Annotated in this window: 13 protein-coding genes and 1 pseudogene; 9 read left to right on the forward strand and 5 right to left on the reverse strand. The window is 41.4% G+C overall.

The window, feature by feature from the left end:
• Window positions 1-16: 16 nt before the first annotated feature.
• From LG003_RS00475 to LG003_RS00490, 4 genes and pseudogenes are all read left to right on the forward strand, one after another.
• Window positions 17-637, forward strand: a pseudogene (locus LG003_RS00475) (isochorismatase family protein); the annotation flags it as partial.
• A gap of 70 nt (window positions 638-707) precedes the next feature.
• Window positions 708-1,478: a 2,3-dihydro-2,3-dihydroxybenzoate dehydrogenase gene (gene dhbA, locus LG003_RS00480; RefSeq protein ID WP_262979948.1), complete on the forward strand. Its 771-nt coding sequence runs from the start codon at window positions 708-710 to the stop codon at window positions 1,476-1,478.
• A gap of 103 nt (window positions 1,479-1,581) precedes the next feature.
• Entirely contained in the window at window positions 1,582-2,034 is a 453-nt protein-coding gene (locus tag LG003_RS00485) for a DUF441 domain-containing protein (protein ID WP_011146947.1), read from the forward strand.
• A 5-nt stretch (window positions 2,035-2,039) separates the two neighbouring features.
• Window positions 2,040-4,103, forward strand: a complete 2,064-nt coding sequence (locus LG003_RS00490) for a tRNA(Met) cytidine acetyltransferase TmcA (RefSeq protein ID WP_262979949.1) — start codon at window positions 2,040-2,042, stop codon at window positions 4,101-4,103.
• On the opposite strand, the gene LG003_RS00495 is transcribed toward LG003_RS00490, so the two are convergent.
• From LG003_RS00495 to LG003_RS00515, 5 genes are all read right to left on the reverse strand, one after another.
• Window positions 4,054-4,242 (reverse strand): YpfN family protein, encoded by a 189-nt coding sequence (locus LG003_RS00495; protein WP_112877663.1) that lies wholly within the window; start codon window positions 4,240-4,242, stop codon window positions 4,054-4,056. The genes LG003_RS00490 and LG003_RS00495 overlap by 50 nt on opposite strands.
• Complete coding sequence (locus LG003_RS00500) at window positions 4,230-4,919, reverse strand: M15 family metallopeptidase (protein WP_112877661.1); 690 nt, start codon at window positions 4,917-4,919, stop codon at window positions 4,230-4,232. Before LG003_RS00500 ends, LG003_RS00495 begins: the two co-directional genes overlap by 13 nt.
• On the reverse strand, window positions 4,916-6,043 hold the full coding sequence (dapE, locus tag LG003_RS00505) for a succinyl-diaminopimelate desuccinylase (RefSeq protein ID WP_112877659.1): 1,128 nt from the start codon (window positions 6,041-6,043) through the stop codon (window positions 4,916-4,918). The genes LG003_RS00500 and dapE overlap by 4 nt, the downstream gene beginning before the upstream one ends.
• 1 nt (window position 6,044) lies before the next feature.
• Window positions 6,045-6,428 (reverse strand): ArsC family reductase, encoded by a 384-nt coding sequence (locus LG003_RS00510; RefSeq protein WP_112896356.1) that lies wholly within the window; start codon window positions 6,426-6,428, stop codon window positions 6,045-6,047.
• A gap of 211 nt (window positions 6,429-6,639) precedes the next feature.
• Window positions 6,640-7,275, reverse strand: coding sequence for a response regulator (locus LG003_RS00515; RefSeq protein WP_011146941.1), 636 nt, complete (start codon window positions 7,273-7,275; stop codon window positions 6,640-6,642).
• A 584-nt stretch (window positions 7,276-7,859) separates the two neighbouring features.
• Between LG003_RS00515 and maeB the strand changes: the two genes are divergently transcribed.
• The 5 genes from maeB (at window position 7,860) to LG003_RS00540 (ending at window position 16,674) form a co-directional block, all read left to right on the forward strand.
• Window positions 7,860-10,139 carry an NADP-dependent oxaloacetate-decarboxylating malate dehydrogenase gene (gene maeB / locus LG003_RS00520; protein WP_112877657.1) on the forward strand — a complete coding sequence of 760 codons (2,280 nt, stop codon included), beginning with the start codon at window positions 7,860-7,862 and terminating at the stop codon, window positions 10,137-10,139.
• A gap of 99 nt (window positions 10,140-10,238) precedes the next feature.
• On the forward strand, window positions 10,239-11,114 hold the full coding sequence (locus tag LG003_RS00525; protein WP_262979950.1) for a ChaN family lipoprotein: 876 nt from the start codon (window positions 10,239-10,241) through the stop codon (window positions 11,112-11,114).
• Window positions 11,115-11,267: 153 nt separating this feature from the next.
• The gene (locus tag LG003_RS00530) at window positions 11,268-12,068 is read left to right on the forward strand and encodes an energy transducer TonB (RefSeq protein ID WP_112877655.1); all 801 of its coding nucleotides are present in this window, start codon (window positions 11,268-11,270) and stop codon (window positions 12,066-12,068) included.
• Window positions 12,069-12,147: 79 nt separating this feature from the next.
• Window positions 12,148-14,256, forward strand: coding sequence for a S9 family peptidase (locus tag LG003_RS00535; protein WP_390894085.1), 2,109 nt, complete (start codon window positions 12,148-12,150; stop codon window positions 14,254-14,256).
• Window positions 14,257-14,385: 129 nt separating this feature from the next.
• Window positions 14,386-16,674 carry a TonB-dependent receptor domain-containing protein gene (locus LG003_RS00540; RefSeq protein ID WP_262979951.1) on the forward strand — a complete coding sequence of 763 codons (2,289 nt, stop codon included), beginning with the start codon at window positions 14,386-14,388 and terminating at the stop codon, window positions 16,672-16,674.
• Window positions 16,675-16,691 lie beyond the last annotated feature (17 nt).

A 16,691-nucleotide genomic window follows, 5' to 3' on the forward strand; every position in this document is an offset into this window, starting at 1 on the left:
ACATGAAGGTATTAAAATGACCATTCCATCATTGAAAAATTATACACTACCTCAGCCAAAAGATTTTCCAAGCAATAAAGCATCTTGGTTATTCGAACCCCATAGGGCAATTTTACTTATTCATGATATGCAGGATTATTTCTTGCAGTTTTTCGGTGATAATAGCTCTCTAATCAATAAATTAATTGAAAATATCCATTTGTTGAGAATGTTTTGTAAAGAAAAAGAGATTCCCATTATATATACAGCACAACCTAAAGTACAAAGTGATGAAGAGCGTGCATTACTTAATGATATATGGGGGGCTGGCTTGAATAGATCACCCCATTTACAGAATATTAGCCGTGCGTTGGCCCCTAATAATGATGATATTGTAATAGTTAAGTGGCGTTATAGTGCATTTCAACGCTCTTCGTTAGAAAAAAATATAAAAGACTTAGGTCGGAATCAATTAATTATTTGTGGGGTGTATGGACATATTGGTTGCATGATTACTGCGGTTGATGCATTTATGAGAGATATCAAGCCTTTTTTAGTGGGTGATGCGATAGCTGATTTTACGCTTGAAGATCACCTCATGGCTTTAAAATATGTTGCCGAAAAATCAGGAATGGTTGTGAGTACTGAGGAAATAATTTCATCAGTAAATTTCGATAAATAGAATTTATAAAAAATGCGTAATAAATCGCTATCAAAGAAGAAATAAAATGAGAAATAAACAGAATTTACAAATGGATTTTAACCATAAAACCGTCTGGGTAACTGGGGCGGCACGTGGCATTGGTGAACAAATTGCCCGTGATTTTACCGCGCTTGGCGCTGACGTAATAGGTTTCGATCGCGTATTTGAGCAAGATAATTTGTCTTATAAATGTATACAACTCGATATCAGTGATCCAGAAAAGGTCGAAATGATTTGTTCCCAACAACTGTCTATCTCAGCCAAATTAGATATTCTGGTTAATGCTGCCGGTATATTGCAATTGGGAAATATTGATGAGCTAAATATTAGTGACTGGCATCGTTGTATTAATGTTAATGCTTCTGGGGCTTTTTATCTATTTCGTACAGTGATTCCCCATTTTAAACGTCAGCGCAGTGGCACTATTATCAGCGTCAGCTCTAATGCGGCACATGTTCCACGTATGCAAATGGCGGCTTATTGTGCATCAAAATCAGCACTGACAAGTTTAACGCATTGTGTTGGGTTGGAACTCGCGCCGTTTGGTGTACGTTGTAATGTTGTATCCCCTGGTTCGACAGATACACCTATGCAGCGTTCCATGTGGAAAACTGATGATGATGAAAAAAATATGATTAACGGGTATCCTGAGCAATATAAATTAGGTATTCCCCTCGGAAAGATTGCAAATGTTAATGAAATTTCACACACCGTACTTTTCTTGTCTTCTGATTTGGCAAGCCATATAACGCTACAGGATATTGTGGTCGATGGTGGTGCGACGTTAGCTTGTTAATTGTTTGAATTGATACGAAAATACCCGTCATTTCTGTAACATAAGGAAAAATTACCCTAGCCTAAATAGGATTAGGCTGTTGTAGGGTATTGAAATCAAATCTATGAGCCATCTCGATCCTACTTTACTGGTGCTGCTAGTGTTGGCCGCACTGGGCATCATCAGCCACAACATGACCGTCACGCTTGCAATGCTGCTCTTGCTGGTTATCCGTATAACGCCACTGAATCATTTTTTCCCGTGGGTGGAAAAATATGGGCTGACTATTGGTGTACTTATTTTGACTGTGGGAGTCATGGCGCCTATCGCCAGTGGAAAAATTACGGTACAAGCTGTCCTCAACTCGTTTATGAATTGGAAATCGTTACTCGCGATAGTGATAGGTGTATTAGTGTCATGGTTGGGTAGCCGGGGGGTTTCATTGATGTCTAATCAGCCATCGACAGTCGCTGGTTTGCTGGTGGGGACGGTATTGGGTGTTGCCCTGTTTAAAGGTGTTCCTGTGGGGCCGCTGATTGCTGCGGGGATTTTGTCATTATTGATTGGTAAATCATAGCCGTTATGTTGCCGGAACTGAGTGTGATACAGACAGAAATGCAGCAGCAAGGGTTACGTCGTTTGTTGGTGTTGAGTGGAAATGATCATTGGTGCTATTTGCAGGCTAATGAATTACAGCAGAGATTTATTGGTGATTGGTTATGGATCTCTTATCGTAAACAGCATGCTGTGCTGCCAGAAAAGGCGGCCAGTTTATTAGGCCAGGAATATCTGCATGGAATATTTGATGCTACCGCAGGTTTTAATGCGGAAGCACTGGCGATATTGGCAGGCACATTGAAAGCGGGAAGTTGGTTGGTGATGATGGTTCCATCTTGGTACCAATGGCATTATCAACCAGATAAGGATAGCGCGCGTTGGAACGAACAGTTAGATGCTATGCCAACGCCGCATTTTGTTCAGCATATTCAGCAGCAAATTGTTAGCGATCCCCAAGTTTTGCTATGGCGGCAAAATGATCCCTTATGCATCCCTGAATTTCCACAATCTGAATTTCCACAATATAGTGCGTGGCAACTGCCTGATGGCAACCCAACGGCCAGCCAACATGCCATTTTGACTCGACTTTTGCGGGCAAATCAGGGGGTATGGGTCATTACTGCGCCAAGAGGGCGAGGTAAATCGACACTTGCAGGTATGTTAATGCAGCAATGGCAAGGAAATTGCTGGTTAACTGCACCAGCAAAAGCGGCAACCGAAGTTATTAGGTGTTATGCGGAGGAAAAGGGAAAATTCTGGGCCGTAGATAATTTGCTGAAATATTGTAGACAAAATAGCGTGTCAGATATTGATTGGTTGCTTATCGATGAAGCCGCTGCTATTCCAATGCCTCAATTATCTGAGTTGATCAGCTATTTTCCCCGAATATTGTTGACCACAACTGTGCAAGGATATGAAGGTACAGGACGCGGATTTTTACTTAAATTTTGTGTTGGAATCCCTGATAGTCATATTCTAAACCTGACGGCTCCTGTGCGTTGGGCTGAAAATGATCCGCTGGAAAACTGGTTGGAAAAAGCTTTACTGTTTGAGGATGCAATTCCTGTCAACAATTCTGATAAGGCTATCAGTTATCACGTTTGTCATCAGCAACAATGGATTAAACAACCTGAATTGCTGAGGCAGTTTTACGGCATATTGACCAGCGCTCACTACAAAACTTCACCTTTAGATTTACGGCGTTTACTTGATGCCAAAGGCATGCAATTTGTTGCGGCTTTTGGAAATAATGCCTTAATGGGGGCTTTGTGGATGGTTGAAGAGGGTGGATTGGCGCTTGAGTTAGCCCATGAAATATGGGCAGGCAGGCGTCGTCCAAGAGGAAATTTGGTTGCTCAATCGTTAGCTGCCCATAGCGGTTTACCGCAGGCGGCGGTTTTGAAATCTCAACGGATCAGCAGGGTTGCTGTACAGGCTAATAATCGCAGACAAGGTATTGCTCAGGGAATGATCGCGTATCAACGGGAAAGGGCAGAAAAACAGGGAGTGGATTTTATTTCCGTTAGCTTTGGTTATACCGCGGAGCTTTGGGCATTATGGCAGAAATGTGGCTTCCAATTAGTGCGAATGGGAACTCATTTAGAAGCCAGCAGCGGTTGTTATACGGCAATGGCTATTTTTCCCCTGAGTGAACAAGGGATTGTGCTGGGGATTCAAGCTGAGCAACAGCTTGCCCGTGATGCACATTGGCTGGAATCGCAGATTGGATTTAGCTTGCCTGTTGATTACCAAACTGACCATCATCTCAATCAGCATGATTGGCAGGAACTGTCAGGTTTTGCATTTGCTCACCGACCATTTTCTGCTTCATTACCGGCCTTGCAACGATTGTTGCTGAACAGTGATTTGCCGTTGATTGCGCTAAGAAATCATCTCCAGCAAGAAATGAGTGTTGAGCAATGCATCACCGTATTAAAGTTGAGTGGATATAAGGCATTAATGCGACTCTGGCGGCAAGAAACCGCACAGGCGTTGTCAAGTCTCAATCGGAAACTTACCAGAGAGTGGCAAGAGTGGACTATGGCTTTTTCTGTGGCCAATCATCTTCATCATCCCACTTGCTATTAAGATCCCGATGAGGAGGTAGTTCCGGTTTATTGTCCAGAAATTTTTTAACATCCAGTCGGCGTAACTCTTTAATGGCATTGAGAAGAACGCCAACTAATAAAACTAAAATAATCCACCAGTAATCAGCTAACCATTGCATGAGGTTGTCTCCTGCGCAACATGGAGGTAATTTTCAAATACATAAGGTAAGTTAGTAGATAACCAGTCAATGCCGGCGATGTCATGCTGTTGCCATACATCCAGTAACATCTGCTGAGTCAGCAATTTTTCCAATTGCTTGGCTAATGGTTGGTAGCTGATATGCCACGGTTCATCAGCGACACTGCCACGGTTACCGACAAAAGGACGGTAAAAACCGAAATGAGCCATATTCTCGGTCAACCAATGAGTTAATGGTGCGAAATAACCACCATTTTCATATTCCCAAGGTTCGAGTAATAACGTCTGGTTATCCGGTAGCATCGTTGGATCATAGATATCCAAATCTGTTCCCCAATGATGACGGCTGGCGCCGGGCAGGGCGGACCAACGAAGAATTGCCTTACAGCGTTCTCCTTCTGATAATTGGGTGATGTCCATGGGTTGGCTGTTTTCATCCAACACCGGGCGTTCACCACGGAATTTTCCATTCCAGATAGCTTGCTGACGTTGAAAATCACGGAACGTGCTGGCCGGTTGCAGATGAATTCCGGCCTTTTCAGCGGCTTGTTGCATGGAAAGAAAAGCATTGGCGGCTTCTGGTTGTAATCGGTGATTGCCAAAGAGAGAAATCAAGTGGCCAGTAGCCAGGCCGGTTAACATATTTGCTGTGATCACTGGATTAATTGCTCCATAACACGTTGATAAATCCGGCTGAGTTGTTGCAGATCGGCGGCGCTAACGGACTCATTAACTTTATGAATTGTTGAGTTCAGTGGCCCCAGTTCGACAACTTGAGCACCCATCGGAGCAATAAATCGCCCATCGGATGTACCACCACTGGTAGATAATTCAGGTTGATAGCCGCAATATTGGTCTATTGCTTGAATGACGGCATTGACTAACTCACCTTTGGCTGTTAGGAAAGGCTGACCTGCCAGTATCCACTCAATCGTGTAATTGAGATTGTGATTTTTGAGGATAGTTTCAACCTGTTCACGGATTTGGCTGTCAGTCAGTTCTGTACTGAAACGGAAATTGAATTGAACTTGCACATTCCCAGGGATCACGTTATGACTGCCTGTTCCCGCGTGGATATTGGCAATTTGCATACTGGTCGCCGGGAAAAATTCATTCCCTTTATCCCAATGTGTATTGATCAATGTCTGTAAAGCAGGAAGGAGACGGTGGATTGGGTTATCAGCTAAATGCGGATAGGCAACGTGGCCTTGAATACCGTGAACAGTGAGATTCGCAGTAAGGGAACCTCGACGGCCGTTTTTCACCATATCGCCAAGATGATGCTGGCTAGAAGGTTCACCTATCAGGCAATAATCCAAACGTTCATTGCGGGACATCAAGGTTTCAACCACTTTAATGGTGCCGTGGGTGGCTTTCGCTTCCTCGTCTGAAGTAATAAGAAAGGCCAGACGTCCATTATGGTTGGGATAGGCGGCAACGAAACGTTCAGCCGCGACAATCATGGCAGCTAATGAGCCTTTCATATCTGCCGCACCCCGGCCATATAGCATGCCATTACGGATAGTTGGCTCAAATGGGGGATATTCCCACTGAGATTCATCGCCCGCAGGGACGACATCGGTGTGCCCGGCAAAGGCTAATGTCGGGCCTATGCCGCGATAGGCCCAAAAATTGTTTGTATCGCCAAAGGGCATTCGTTCAATGGTAAAGCCAATTGCTTGCAAATGAGCGATCATAATATTTTGGCAACCTTTATCGTCCGGGCTGATAGAGGGTTGTCTGATGAGTTGTTGTGCAAGTTCAATTACAGGGCAAGTCATTTCAGAGTGCCTCAGCAAAAAATTGCTGATACTCATCCACTTTATAGCCTAATAGGCAATCACCTTTTGCAGAAATTAATAGTGGACGTTTGATAATAGCGGGTTGTTCCAACATCAACGCTTTTGCTGCGTCAGCATTATTAATTGTTGTTCGTTGTTGATCGGTCAGTTTACGCCAGGTTGTACCACGGGTGTTAATTAATGATTCCCAACCCAGTTTGTCAATAAATGACTGCAAAAGTGTTGCATTGAGTCCATCAACACGATAATCATGAAACAGGTAAGTAATTTCCTGTTCTTCCAGCCAACGACGGGCTTTTTTTATCGTGTCACAATTCTTGATCCCATAGAGAGTAAAAGCGGGTTGAGAAGATTTATCCAATATCATTTAACAGATCCTTAAAAAAATTTAAATACCTAAACATAATGCTGGAAAATGCCTGTTTTATCTAGATGATATCCTGATTTTTATTATCGGAGATACCAAAACAGGAGACTCAATTTTATTGGCCTGTTCTCATAGGGGGTATTTGCTACATAACAGCGATAAGAGCCGACCCTCGGTAATAAGCTCAAGGAGCGGCTCGGAAGAAGTATTAGGCTACTCCATTTTTCCTATGTTGCAAATACATGATTGTTGCAGCCAGACGGGAACGTACATTCAGTTTTTTTAACAAGTTTCTGATGTGTACCTTCACTGTCTCTTCAGAAATAAATAAGACATCAGCAACTTCCTTATTGGTCATGCCACTGGAAACTTCTTTTAATACATCTAACTCACGTTTGGTCAATTCAGATAAAGGATCAACATGTTTATGACGGTTAGCGAGATGTTGGTATATTTTTTCACTAAATACAGTTTGTCCACGAGCAGCATGGCGAATACTGCTTAATAACGAATCTAAGTCGCTATCTTTAAGCAAGTAGCCATTAGCTCCTGCGTCAATGGCTGCGTAAACATCATTTCGATCATCTGAAACGGATAATACCAGTACATAGGAATTGATCCCTTTTCTACGGATAGATTTAATCGTGTCCACGCCTGAAAGGCCATTCATATTGAGATCTATCATAATGACATCAGGTTTCAGCTTGCATGCAATATTTATTGCTTCTTCACCATTGTCAGCTTCCGCTGTTACGGTAAGCGCCCGATCGAGCTCTACAATCTGTTTCAAGCCATGGCGAATGAGAGGGTGGTCATCAACTATCATCACTGAATGGTTATACATTTTCCTTCTCCCTTAAATAAGTAAAGCCACGAAATGCAGACTTTGAATTTGATTAAAAGGCAGTAATGAATGGGTCTGCCCTAAATTAAATTGCTATGAAAAAATTTTATCAAAACCGATTGATTTACAAAGTTGATAGCTCTGTAAGTCCAGAAAGCACATCCTGATATAAAAATATAAATAGCGCAAATTAGTTTGATAAGTAAAAAAAGAAGATGAGTAATTTTCACAAAAAATACATAATTTAACTTCTTTTAATGGTGTTAAAAATCAATATGTTAAATGTATGATTATTAGATTTGTTTTCTTTTATAAAATTTATTTTAATTGAATTTATATTGAGAGTTTTTCCGAGTTATAGTTATTATTGTTACTATAACTTCAATGATATTGTATAAATGGTAATGTTTCTTTCTTTATTTTCCTATATTAAGTAGGGCATTAGTGGATAAATTGGGTAGTATTTTTCATGAACAAAAAAGTGCTACTTTATTGATAAGATGCTGTCAATGTTATGATTTGACACACAGTACCTATTATACTGCTCCTGCTTTTACTCCAGATTGTATATAAAGGATCCGACGATGGATGAAAAATTAAAACAGAGTGCATTGGATTTTCACCAGTTTCCACAACCAGGGAAAATCACGATTACTCCTACTAAGCCTCTGATAACTCAGCGAGATTTGGCCTTAGCTTATTCACCAGGTGTTGCTGCGCCTTGCCTGGAAATTGCAGAAGATCCATTAGCGGCTTACAAATATACTGCGCGTGGCAATCTTGTGGCAGTGATATCTAATGGTAGTGCGGTCTTAGGATTGGGGAATATTGGTGCACTGGCAGGTAAGCCAGTGATGGAAGGAAAAGGTGTCCTATTTAAAAAGTTCTCAGGTATTGATGTATTTGATATTGAAGTTGATGAGTCTGATCCTGACAAATTGATTGATATCATTGCGGCACTGGAGCCGACGTTTGGGGGAATTAACCTCGAAGATATCAAAGCACCGGAATGTTTCTATATTGAGAAAAAACTTCGGGAAAAAATGAACATTCCGGTATTCCATGATGACCAGCATGGCACAGCGATAATTTGTACTGCTGCTGTTTTGAATGGCTTGCGGATTATGAAAAAAGAGATTTCAGCGGTTCGCTTAGTCGTTTCTGGTGCCGGTGCTGCCTCTATTGCTTGTATGAACTTGCTGGTTGCGCTTGGGTTGCAACGCAAGAATATCGTGGTATGTGACTCTAAAGGGGTGATTTATCGTGGTCGCGATAAAAATATGGAAGAAACTAAAGCTGCCTATGCGATTGAAGACAATGGCAGCCGCACATTAGGTGATGTTATCCCTGGTGCAGATATTTTCCTCGGATGTTCCGGTCCTGGCGTGTTGACTCAAGACATGGTGAAAATGATGGCTAAAGATCCCCTCATCATGGCATTGGCAAACCCTGAACCAGAAATTTTGCCGCCATTGGCAAAACAAGTTCGCCCTGATGCAATCATTTGTACTGGTCGTTCTGATTATCCGAATCAGGTTAATAATGTGCTCTGTTTCCCGTTTATTTTCCGTGGTGCGCTGGATGTTGGTGCAACAACCATTAACGAGGAGATGAAGCTCGCCTGTGTTCATGCGATTGCGGATTTAGCGCTGGCGGAACAGAGTGAAGAAGTGGCTTCCGCTTATGATGATCAGGATCTGTTTTTTGGCCCGGAATATATTATTCCTAAACCATTTGATCCGCGCCTGATTGTAAAAATTGCCCCGGCAGTTGCCAAAGCAGCAATGGATTCCGGCGTAGCAACCCGCCCGATTAAAGACTTTGGCGCGTATATCGAGAAGCTGAATGAGTTTGTCTATAAAACAAACTTGTTTATGAAACCTATTTTTTCTCAGGCTAAGAAAGCGAAAAAGCGTATCGTTTTGGCCGAAGGGGAAGAAGTACGTGTATTGCATGCGACTCAGGAGCTGATCTCTCTTGAGCTGGCTTACCCGATTCTAATTGGTCGCCCCAGTGTTATCGAAATGCGTATCCAGAAACTGGGATTGCATATTGAAGCGGGTAAAGATTTTGAAGTCGTCAATAATGAGAATGATCCGCGCTTCAAAAAATACTGGCAGGAATATCATCACATTATGAAACGTCGAGGTGTTTCTGCTGAACAAGCTCGTCGTGCAGTTATCGGTAATCCCACCCTGATTGGGGCGATTATGGTACTGCGTGGTGAAGCTGATGGCCTGATTTGTGGCACCGTTGGCAGTTACAGTGAACATTACGATGTCGTGAGAAATGTGTTTGGTTTCCGTGATGGGGTTCATACTGCTGGTGCAATGAATGCATTGATGTTGCCAAGTGGTAATACTTTTATTGCGGATACTTATGTCAATAATGATCCAACGCCTGAACAATTGGCCGAGATTACCCTTATGGCCGCAGAGACAATCCGCCGTTTCGGTATTGAACCAAAAGTTGCTTTGCTTTCTCATTCAAGTTTTGGTTCCACAGATTGCCTCTCAGCACAGAAGATGCGCCAGACGCTGGAATTGGTGAATAAAATGTCACCTTCGCTTGAAATTGATGGTGAAATGCATGGTGATGCCGCATTGGTTGAAAGTATTCGCCGTGACATTATGCCAGATAGCCCATTGAAAGGGGCTGCCAATCTGTTAATTATGCCGAATATGGAATCTGCCCGTATCAGTTATAACTTGCTACGTGTCACCAGTTCTGAAGGCGTTACCGTTGGCCCAGTTCTGATGGGGGTTTCCAAACCGGTACACATTCTGACACCAATTTCTTCTGTACGTCGTATCGTTAATATGGTCGCTCTGGCGGCAGTTGAAGCGCAAACTCATCCGCTGTAATACCCATCGCCCCTGTTTCCTATAGGCAGGGGCGGTTTGTTGTAAACGATTCTTATTATCTATATGATGCGCAAAACATTAATATGGATAATGGGCATAATGAAATTTCTCACGGTTGTAAAATCTTTTCTGATTATCTGTGGCTTACTGGTCTTATCTGGGTGTGTATTTGTACAACAGAAACCAACTCTCCAAGCGCTTTCACCGGAACTGACTCAACAAGGGGCTATTATCGATCTTAAAACAGGTCATGCCCTGACCCCTGAGGAATTGATCAATCGGCTGGCATCACATCAGCGGGTAGTTGTGGGTGAAAAACATGATAATCCATATCATCATCAGATAGAGCTTTGGTTGGTTCAGCAACTTCCGCTTAAAAGAGAGCAGGGTTCAGTCCTGTTAGAGATGATTAATCCTGATCAGCAGCAAAAAGTGAATAAGGTTAAGAGTTGGTTGCAAACTAAGCCTATCGTACGTGAAAGTCGCATAAAAGAGCTTCTTGCATGGCAAGATGGGTGGCGGTGGGAGTTGTATGGAGGATTGGTCATGGAGCTTATGTATCAGCCTTATCCGTTGCTGTCTGCAAACTTAGATCGCAGTGAAATTAAAGCAGTTTACAGTAACCCTCCGACCCTCCAGGGGAATATTTCTGTTGCTGAAAATGTTAAAGCGCAGATTAAAGCGGTGATTAAAGATGTTCACGGTGGTGAAATAACGGAACAACAGTTATCTGCCATGACAGCTATTCAGCAAATGCGGGATCGCAGAATGGCGGAACAGTTACTTAAAGCGCCGGCTCCTGCCACACTGATTGCGGGTGGATATCATGCAACAAAAGTAATAGGTGTTCCTCTGCATGTTAAAGACTTATCTCCCCAAGAGGATCTTGTTGTGTTGATCATCGCTGAAAAAAGCAATGTACTGGATAGCCAATATGCTGATTATGTCTGGTATACACCAGTAAAAAAACCGTAGATATTTTAAACAAATGGTAATCTTTTCCCCGTATATAAGGGGCCTTGGCACAGGGATGTGCTCAAGTTAACGATACAGGGAAAAATAATTTTCATTAGCATATGAAATTAATTATCATTACTAAATGATAATTAAAATTATGCGCTATCATCCATGTTGACGCTGACACACCCGGCCTTTCAAACGGGGCATTTTAAAAAATGGCTCATTTCTGCTATTGCTGCTCACCTCATTTTGGTTGGTTGGATTATCTACCAGCCAGACGAAATTGCTATTGATGAACTGATGCCGCCGCCGGCGGTGATGATGGAGCTTTCATTGTTAACAGAAGCGACACATCGGGTACAAAAACAGCCTATCGGTATTGAACAGCAACTTGCTGTTGCCAGCCGGCAGCAGGAAAGCGAGATTAATGAGATTAAGACGCCTGAGCTTATTAAAGATGAACAGGCGCAGATTCTGGTGCATAAACCTAAAAAACAGAAAAAACACCATGAGGAGCTTGAAAAAACACCACCGGTGAAGCGCCAGCAGGTAGAAGAGCAAGAGAGTGAAAAATCTCAAAGTAGTGCTGCTATGGTGAGCAGTACGGCTATATCTACGAATGTTACTTCGCGGGTTGCTGCTTCTTATGACAGTGATTCAAAGGCTATCGCTGATGCGGATGCACTATGGCGAGCCGAAGTTATCGGGCATTTGAACCGCTATAAACGCTATCCAGAGGATGCACAGAGAAGAAATCGCACGGGTCGGCCTACAGTCAGATTCACTATTGATAAACAGGGCTATGTTACTAACAGTGACTTAGTTCGTCGTTCAGGAACTCATTCTTTAGACAGGGAAGCGAAGCAAGTTCTGGCAAGAGCGCAACCGTTGCCAGCTCCCCCCGATACCGTTTTAAGCGGTAATGGAATTACGATAGAACTTCCGATTGATTTTAGTTTAACTAATTAATACTTTGAGCGACTTAAGGACAGCAAATATGTTAAGGCAGCAAGCGCGGTTTGCCCTGAAAACTAAAGGGCTGTTATTGATGTTTTTATTAAGCGGCTGGTTGAATCCTGTCGCCGCAGAGGAAGAAATTATGCCACCAAAGGCAATGAAACAACCACACCATATAACTACCCACGGTGATACTCGTATAGATGATTATTACTGGATGCGGGATGATAATCGTAAAGATCAAAAAGTCATTGATTATCTGACAGCCGAAAATAAATATACCGAACAGATGCTAAAACCCGGTGAACAGCTACGGGATACGTTATACGAAGAAATGGTTGGCAGGGTGAAGCAGGATGATCAATCGGTACCCTATACTTATAATGGGTATATTTATCGGACAACCTATGAAACGGGCAAAGATTTCCCGATTTATCAGCGTAAACCTGTTGATGGCTCATCAGATTGGCAGGTATTGGTCGATGGTAATGAAAGAGCTAAAGGGCACGAATATTACCAACTGAGTAATTTTGCCATCTCTCTGGATAATAAACGTATTGCGATTGCGGAAGATACGCAAGGGCGCCGTAATTATCAGATATCTTTTAAAGATATTGCGGATAAACAGTGGAATAACGATGTAATAAAAAATACTTCTGGCAACATGGTTTGGGCTAATGACAATAATACGTTGTTTTATGTGCGCAGACATTCACAGACCTTATTGCCATATCAGGTATTTCGTCACCAATATGGTAGCAATACCAGCGAAGATCAGAAAATATATCAGGAAGACGATGAGCGTTTTTATTTAAACGTGTCTAAAAGCACTTCCCGTGATTATATTATGTTGTCGATAACCAGTAATTCGACTTCTGAATATTTGCTGATTGATGCCAATAAACCCCAAGCTGAACTTCAGGTATTTTCTCCTCGTCAGGAAGGCAGAGAGTATTATATTGACCATTTCCGCGATCACTTCTACATCCGGTCAAATCATGAGAATGAAACTTATGGGCTTTATCAGACGGATGCCATTAATACACCGTGGAAAATAGTCATTGCTCCGCAACAAGATAGTGATCTTGAAGATTTCGACCTGTTTAATGACTGGTTGGTTGTACAGGAGCGAACAAAAGGATTGCCGACAATTCGTCAGATTAATTGGCAAACACAGCAAGAAAAACAGATTAAGTTTGACGATCCAAGTTATATGGCATGGATTGATTACAACCCCGATCCTAATACTGATTTTGTCCGTTATGGTTATTCATCCATGACGACACCAAGCTCAACATTCCAATGGAATATGAGAACAGGCGAGCGGGAATTACTTAAGCAGCAGGAAGTAAAAGGTTTTGATAAACATCATTATGAGAGCCAGCGTATTTGGGTGAAGGCCCGTGATGGCATTGAAGTTCCGGTATCTCTGGTATATCGCAAATCACTGTTTAAAAAAGGTCATAACCCAATACTGATTTATGGATATGGGGCTTATGGTATCAGCATGGACCCTTCATTTAGTTCACCACGATTGAGTTTATTAGATCGGGGCTTTGTTTACGCCTTGGTGCATGTGCGTGGTGGCGGTGAATTGGGTAAGAAATGGTATCTACAAGGTAAAGTCGAAAATAAAATGAATAGTTTTAATGACTTTATTGATGTGACTAAAGCACTGATTGCTCAGAAATATGGTGACAGTAAACGTGTTTATGCGATGGGAGGGAGTGCGGGTGGTTTGCTAATGGGCGCTGTGATTAATCAGGCACCGGAATTATATCGCGGTGTGGTTGCTCAAGTTCCATTTGTTGATGCCGTAACAACCATGCTTGATCCTTCTATTCCGCTGACCGTAGGAGAATATGAGGAGTGGGGTAATCCTGAAAATAAAGAAGATTATTTCCGGATTAAATCATATAGTCCGTATGACAATATAAAACATCAACGTTATCCAAACTTATTGGTTACGAGTGGATTTTATGATTCCCAAGTGCAATATTGGGAACCGACTAAATGGGTAGCAAAATTACGGGATATGAAGGAAGATAACTCTATTTTGTTATTAGAAACCAATATGAGTGCCGGGCATGGTGGTAAATCGGGCCGATTTAATCGATTAAAAGATACTGCACTGGATTACAGTTTTATTTTGATGCTGGATGATGCTAATAAATATTTTCCACAATTAAAAGATAACTGAAATAAATTATAAATAGTATAAGTTTGTTATTTAAAGCACTGATAAATCATTATCAGTGCTAAACATTTTTATTTTCTAAAGACGGGCATGTGAGCAAATATTGATTTGTATGCATTTGGGATGATTGAAATGAAAATAATGACAAAGATAGCAGGGGCTGGTGTGATTTTCATTGGGCTTCAAGGGTTTGCTTATGGCGAGGAAAAGCAAGAGAAAAAATCAGATAAGGTGATGAAATTCAGTAGCCTTAAGGTTTCTGGTTCACAGGATGATGCGGAAGTGAGGGCAATGGAAAGGCCCGGTTCATACAGTTCTAAAGGAGAAGATACAAAACTTCAATCAACGGATAGTATATTACGTAGTATGCCTGGGACCTATACGCAAATAGATCCGGGGCAGGGAACCGTGAGTGTGAATATTCGTGGATTAAGTGGATTTGGGAGAGTAAATATGATGGTTGATGGTGTTAGCCAGAGTTTTTATGGTACATCACCTACCAGCGTAACCCACGGTAATAGTCTTCAGAGTCAGTTTGGTTCATTAATTGATCCTAACTTTATTGTCGGTGTGGATATTAGCCGGGGACAATCTGATGGTTCAGATAGTGTCAACGCATTAGCAGGTAGTGCTAATTTCCGTACGATTGGTATTGATGATGTGATATTCAGTGGTAATACACTGGGAATACGTACAAAAATGCTCTATGGCGATAATGGCATTGGTCATAATGGCATGATAGCCGTCGCTGGTAAAACTCAGGTTTTTAGTTCTGAAGGATCAGTTGGCGCTATGTTGGCCGTCAGTGGACATTCAATTGATGCAAATTATAAAAATGGGGATGGAATATCAAGTGATGAATTTGGTACCAATAAATATTTTAAACAGAAACCAAATTCGCAATTAATGAAATTAAATATTAAGTCAAATGAATTTCATGATATGGAATTAAGTGGTCGATTGTATCACAATAAATTTACCCATCGTCATATTGATAGCGAGGATTTTTATCTGAAATACAACTATAAGCCATTCAGTGAATTGGTTGATATGAAATTGTTAGTTAGCACTAGTGGAAGTGATCAAATATATAATACTGCACTTAATGCATTGACAAAAAGCAAAACTAAAAATAAGTCAAACGCTATTAATCTCAGTAACATCAGCCGTTTTAATTACGGCGATACAGATTTTGATCTGATATTCGGTGGTAAGTTGATGAAAACTGAATATAGTAAGACGACTGATAGTATTTACTCTGATATAGAAGAGGAAGATGAAGAGAAAAAGAAGGAATATAAAAAGAAAGATGGCGAAGCAAAAGAAAATAATAGTTTCGCACCAAGTGGTAAACAAAATATTGCCAGTATTTATAGCGGATTGAAAATTACTCGTGATATTTACCAAGCTAATATTAATCTTAATTATATTGATTATAGTGTAAAGGGCCATAAACCAGCCTGTGAGCCACGAGTTAACTGTTTCCCGCAAGGTAAAGCCGAATTGAATTTGAAAGAGCGTGGATTTAATCCAAGCTTTCTGCTATCAGCGGAAATCATTCCTGAATTCCAGCCTTTTGTGAGTTATACTCATTCAATGAGAGCGCCGAACGTACAGGAAATCTTCTATGGCAATGAAGGTGGCCCATCAATTAATCCATTCCTGAAAGGAGAAAAATCGGATACTTATCAAATCGGCTTTAATAGTTACCGTCCAGACATGATTGTAAAAGGAGATACTTTCCGTCTGAAAGCAGCCTGGTATCATACTAAGATAAAGAATTACATCAGTAGTGATTTATATGCTCTGTGTAAAGATGGTAGGGTATGCCAATCTTCGAAATTATCAGAAGAAGATTGGAAGCATGTTGACTCAAATTTCGGTATACATATTTATAGCAATAGCATAACTCCGGTAAGAATGCGCGGCTATGAAGTCTCTGCTGATTATGATGCCGGTGTATTTTATAGCAAATTGGCTTATAGTCGACAAAAAACAAGCCAACCGACTTCTATTTCTACATCGATTTTTGGGGCAGATCCTGTATCACAATTACCTGAAAGTTTTATGACTTTGGATACAGGGGTTCGCTTATTAGGCGAAAAACTTCGTATTGGAGCGATAGTTAAATATGCCGGTAATTCCTATAAGCTAGATTCAGATCCTTATAATCAGGACAGTGATGGACGAACGGTGATGGAAAAGGAGAAAAAAATTCCAACCGTGGTCGATTTTTACAGTGATTATAAAATAAATAAAAATGTGCTACTTAAATTCTTGGTACAGAATTTGACAAACAAAAACTATTCTGAAGCACTTAATCGTATGAATAATACGGCTGCATTAATGAATGAATCCACTTCTGCTAATCAAACCGCTCGGGGCCGGACTTATATTGTCGGCGCAGAAATTCGTTTCTGACTTGTAGGAGAAATAAG

This window comes from Photorhabdus kleinii, assembly GCF_025384885.1.
In the GTDB taxonomy this organism is placed as follows: Bacteria; Pseudomonadota; Gammaproteobacteria; order Enterobacterales; family Enterobacteriaceae; genus Photorhabdus; species Photorhabdus kayaii.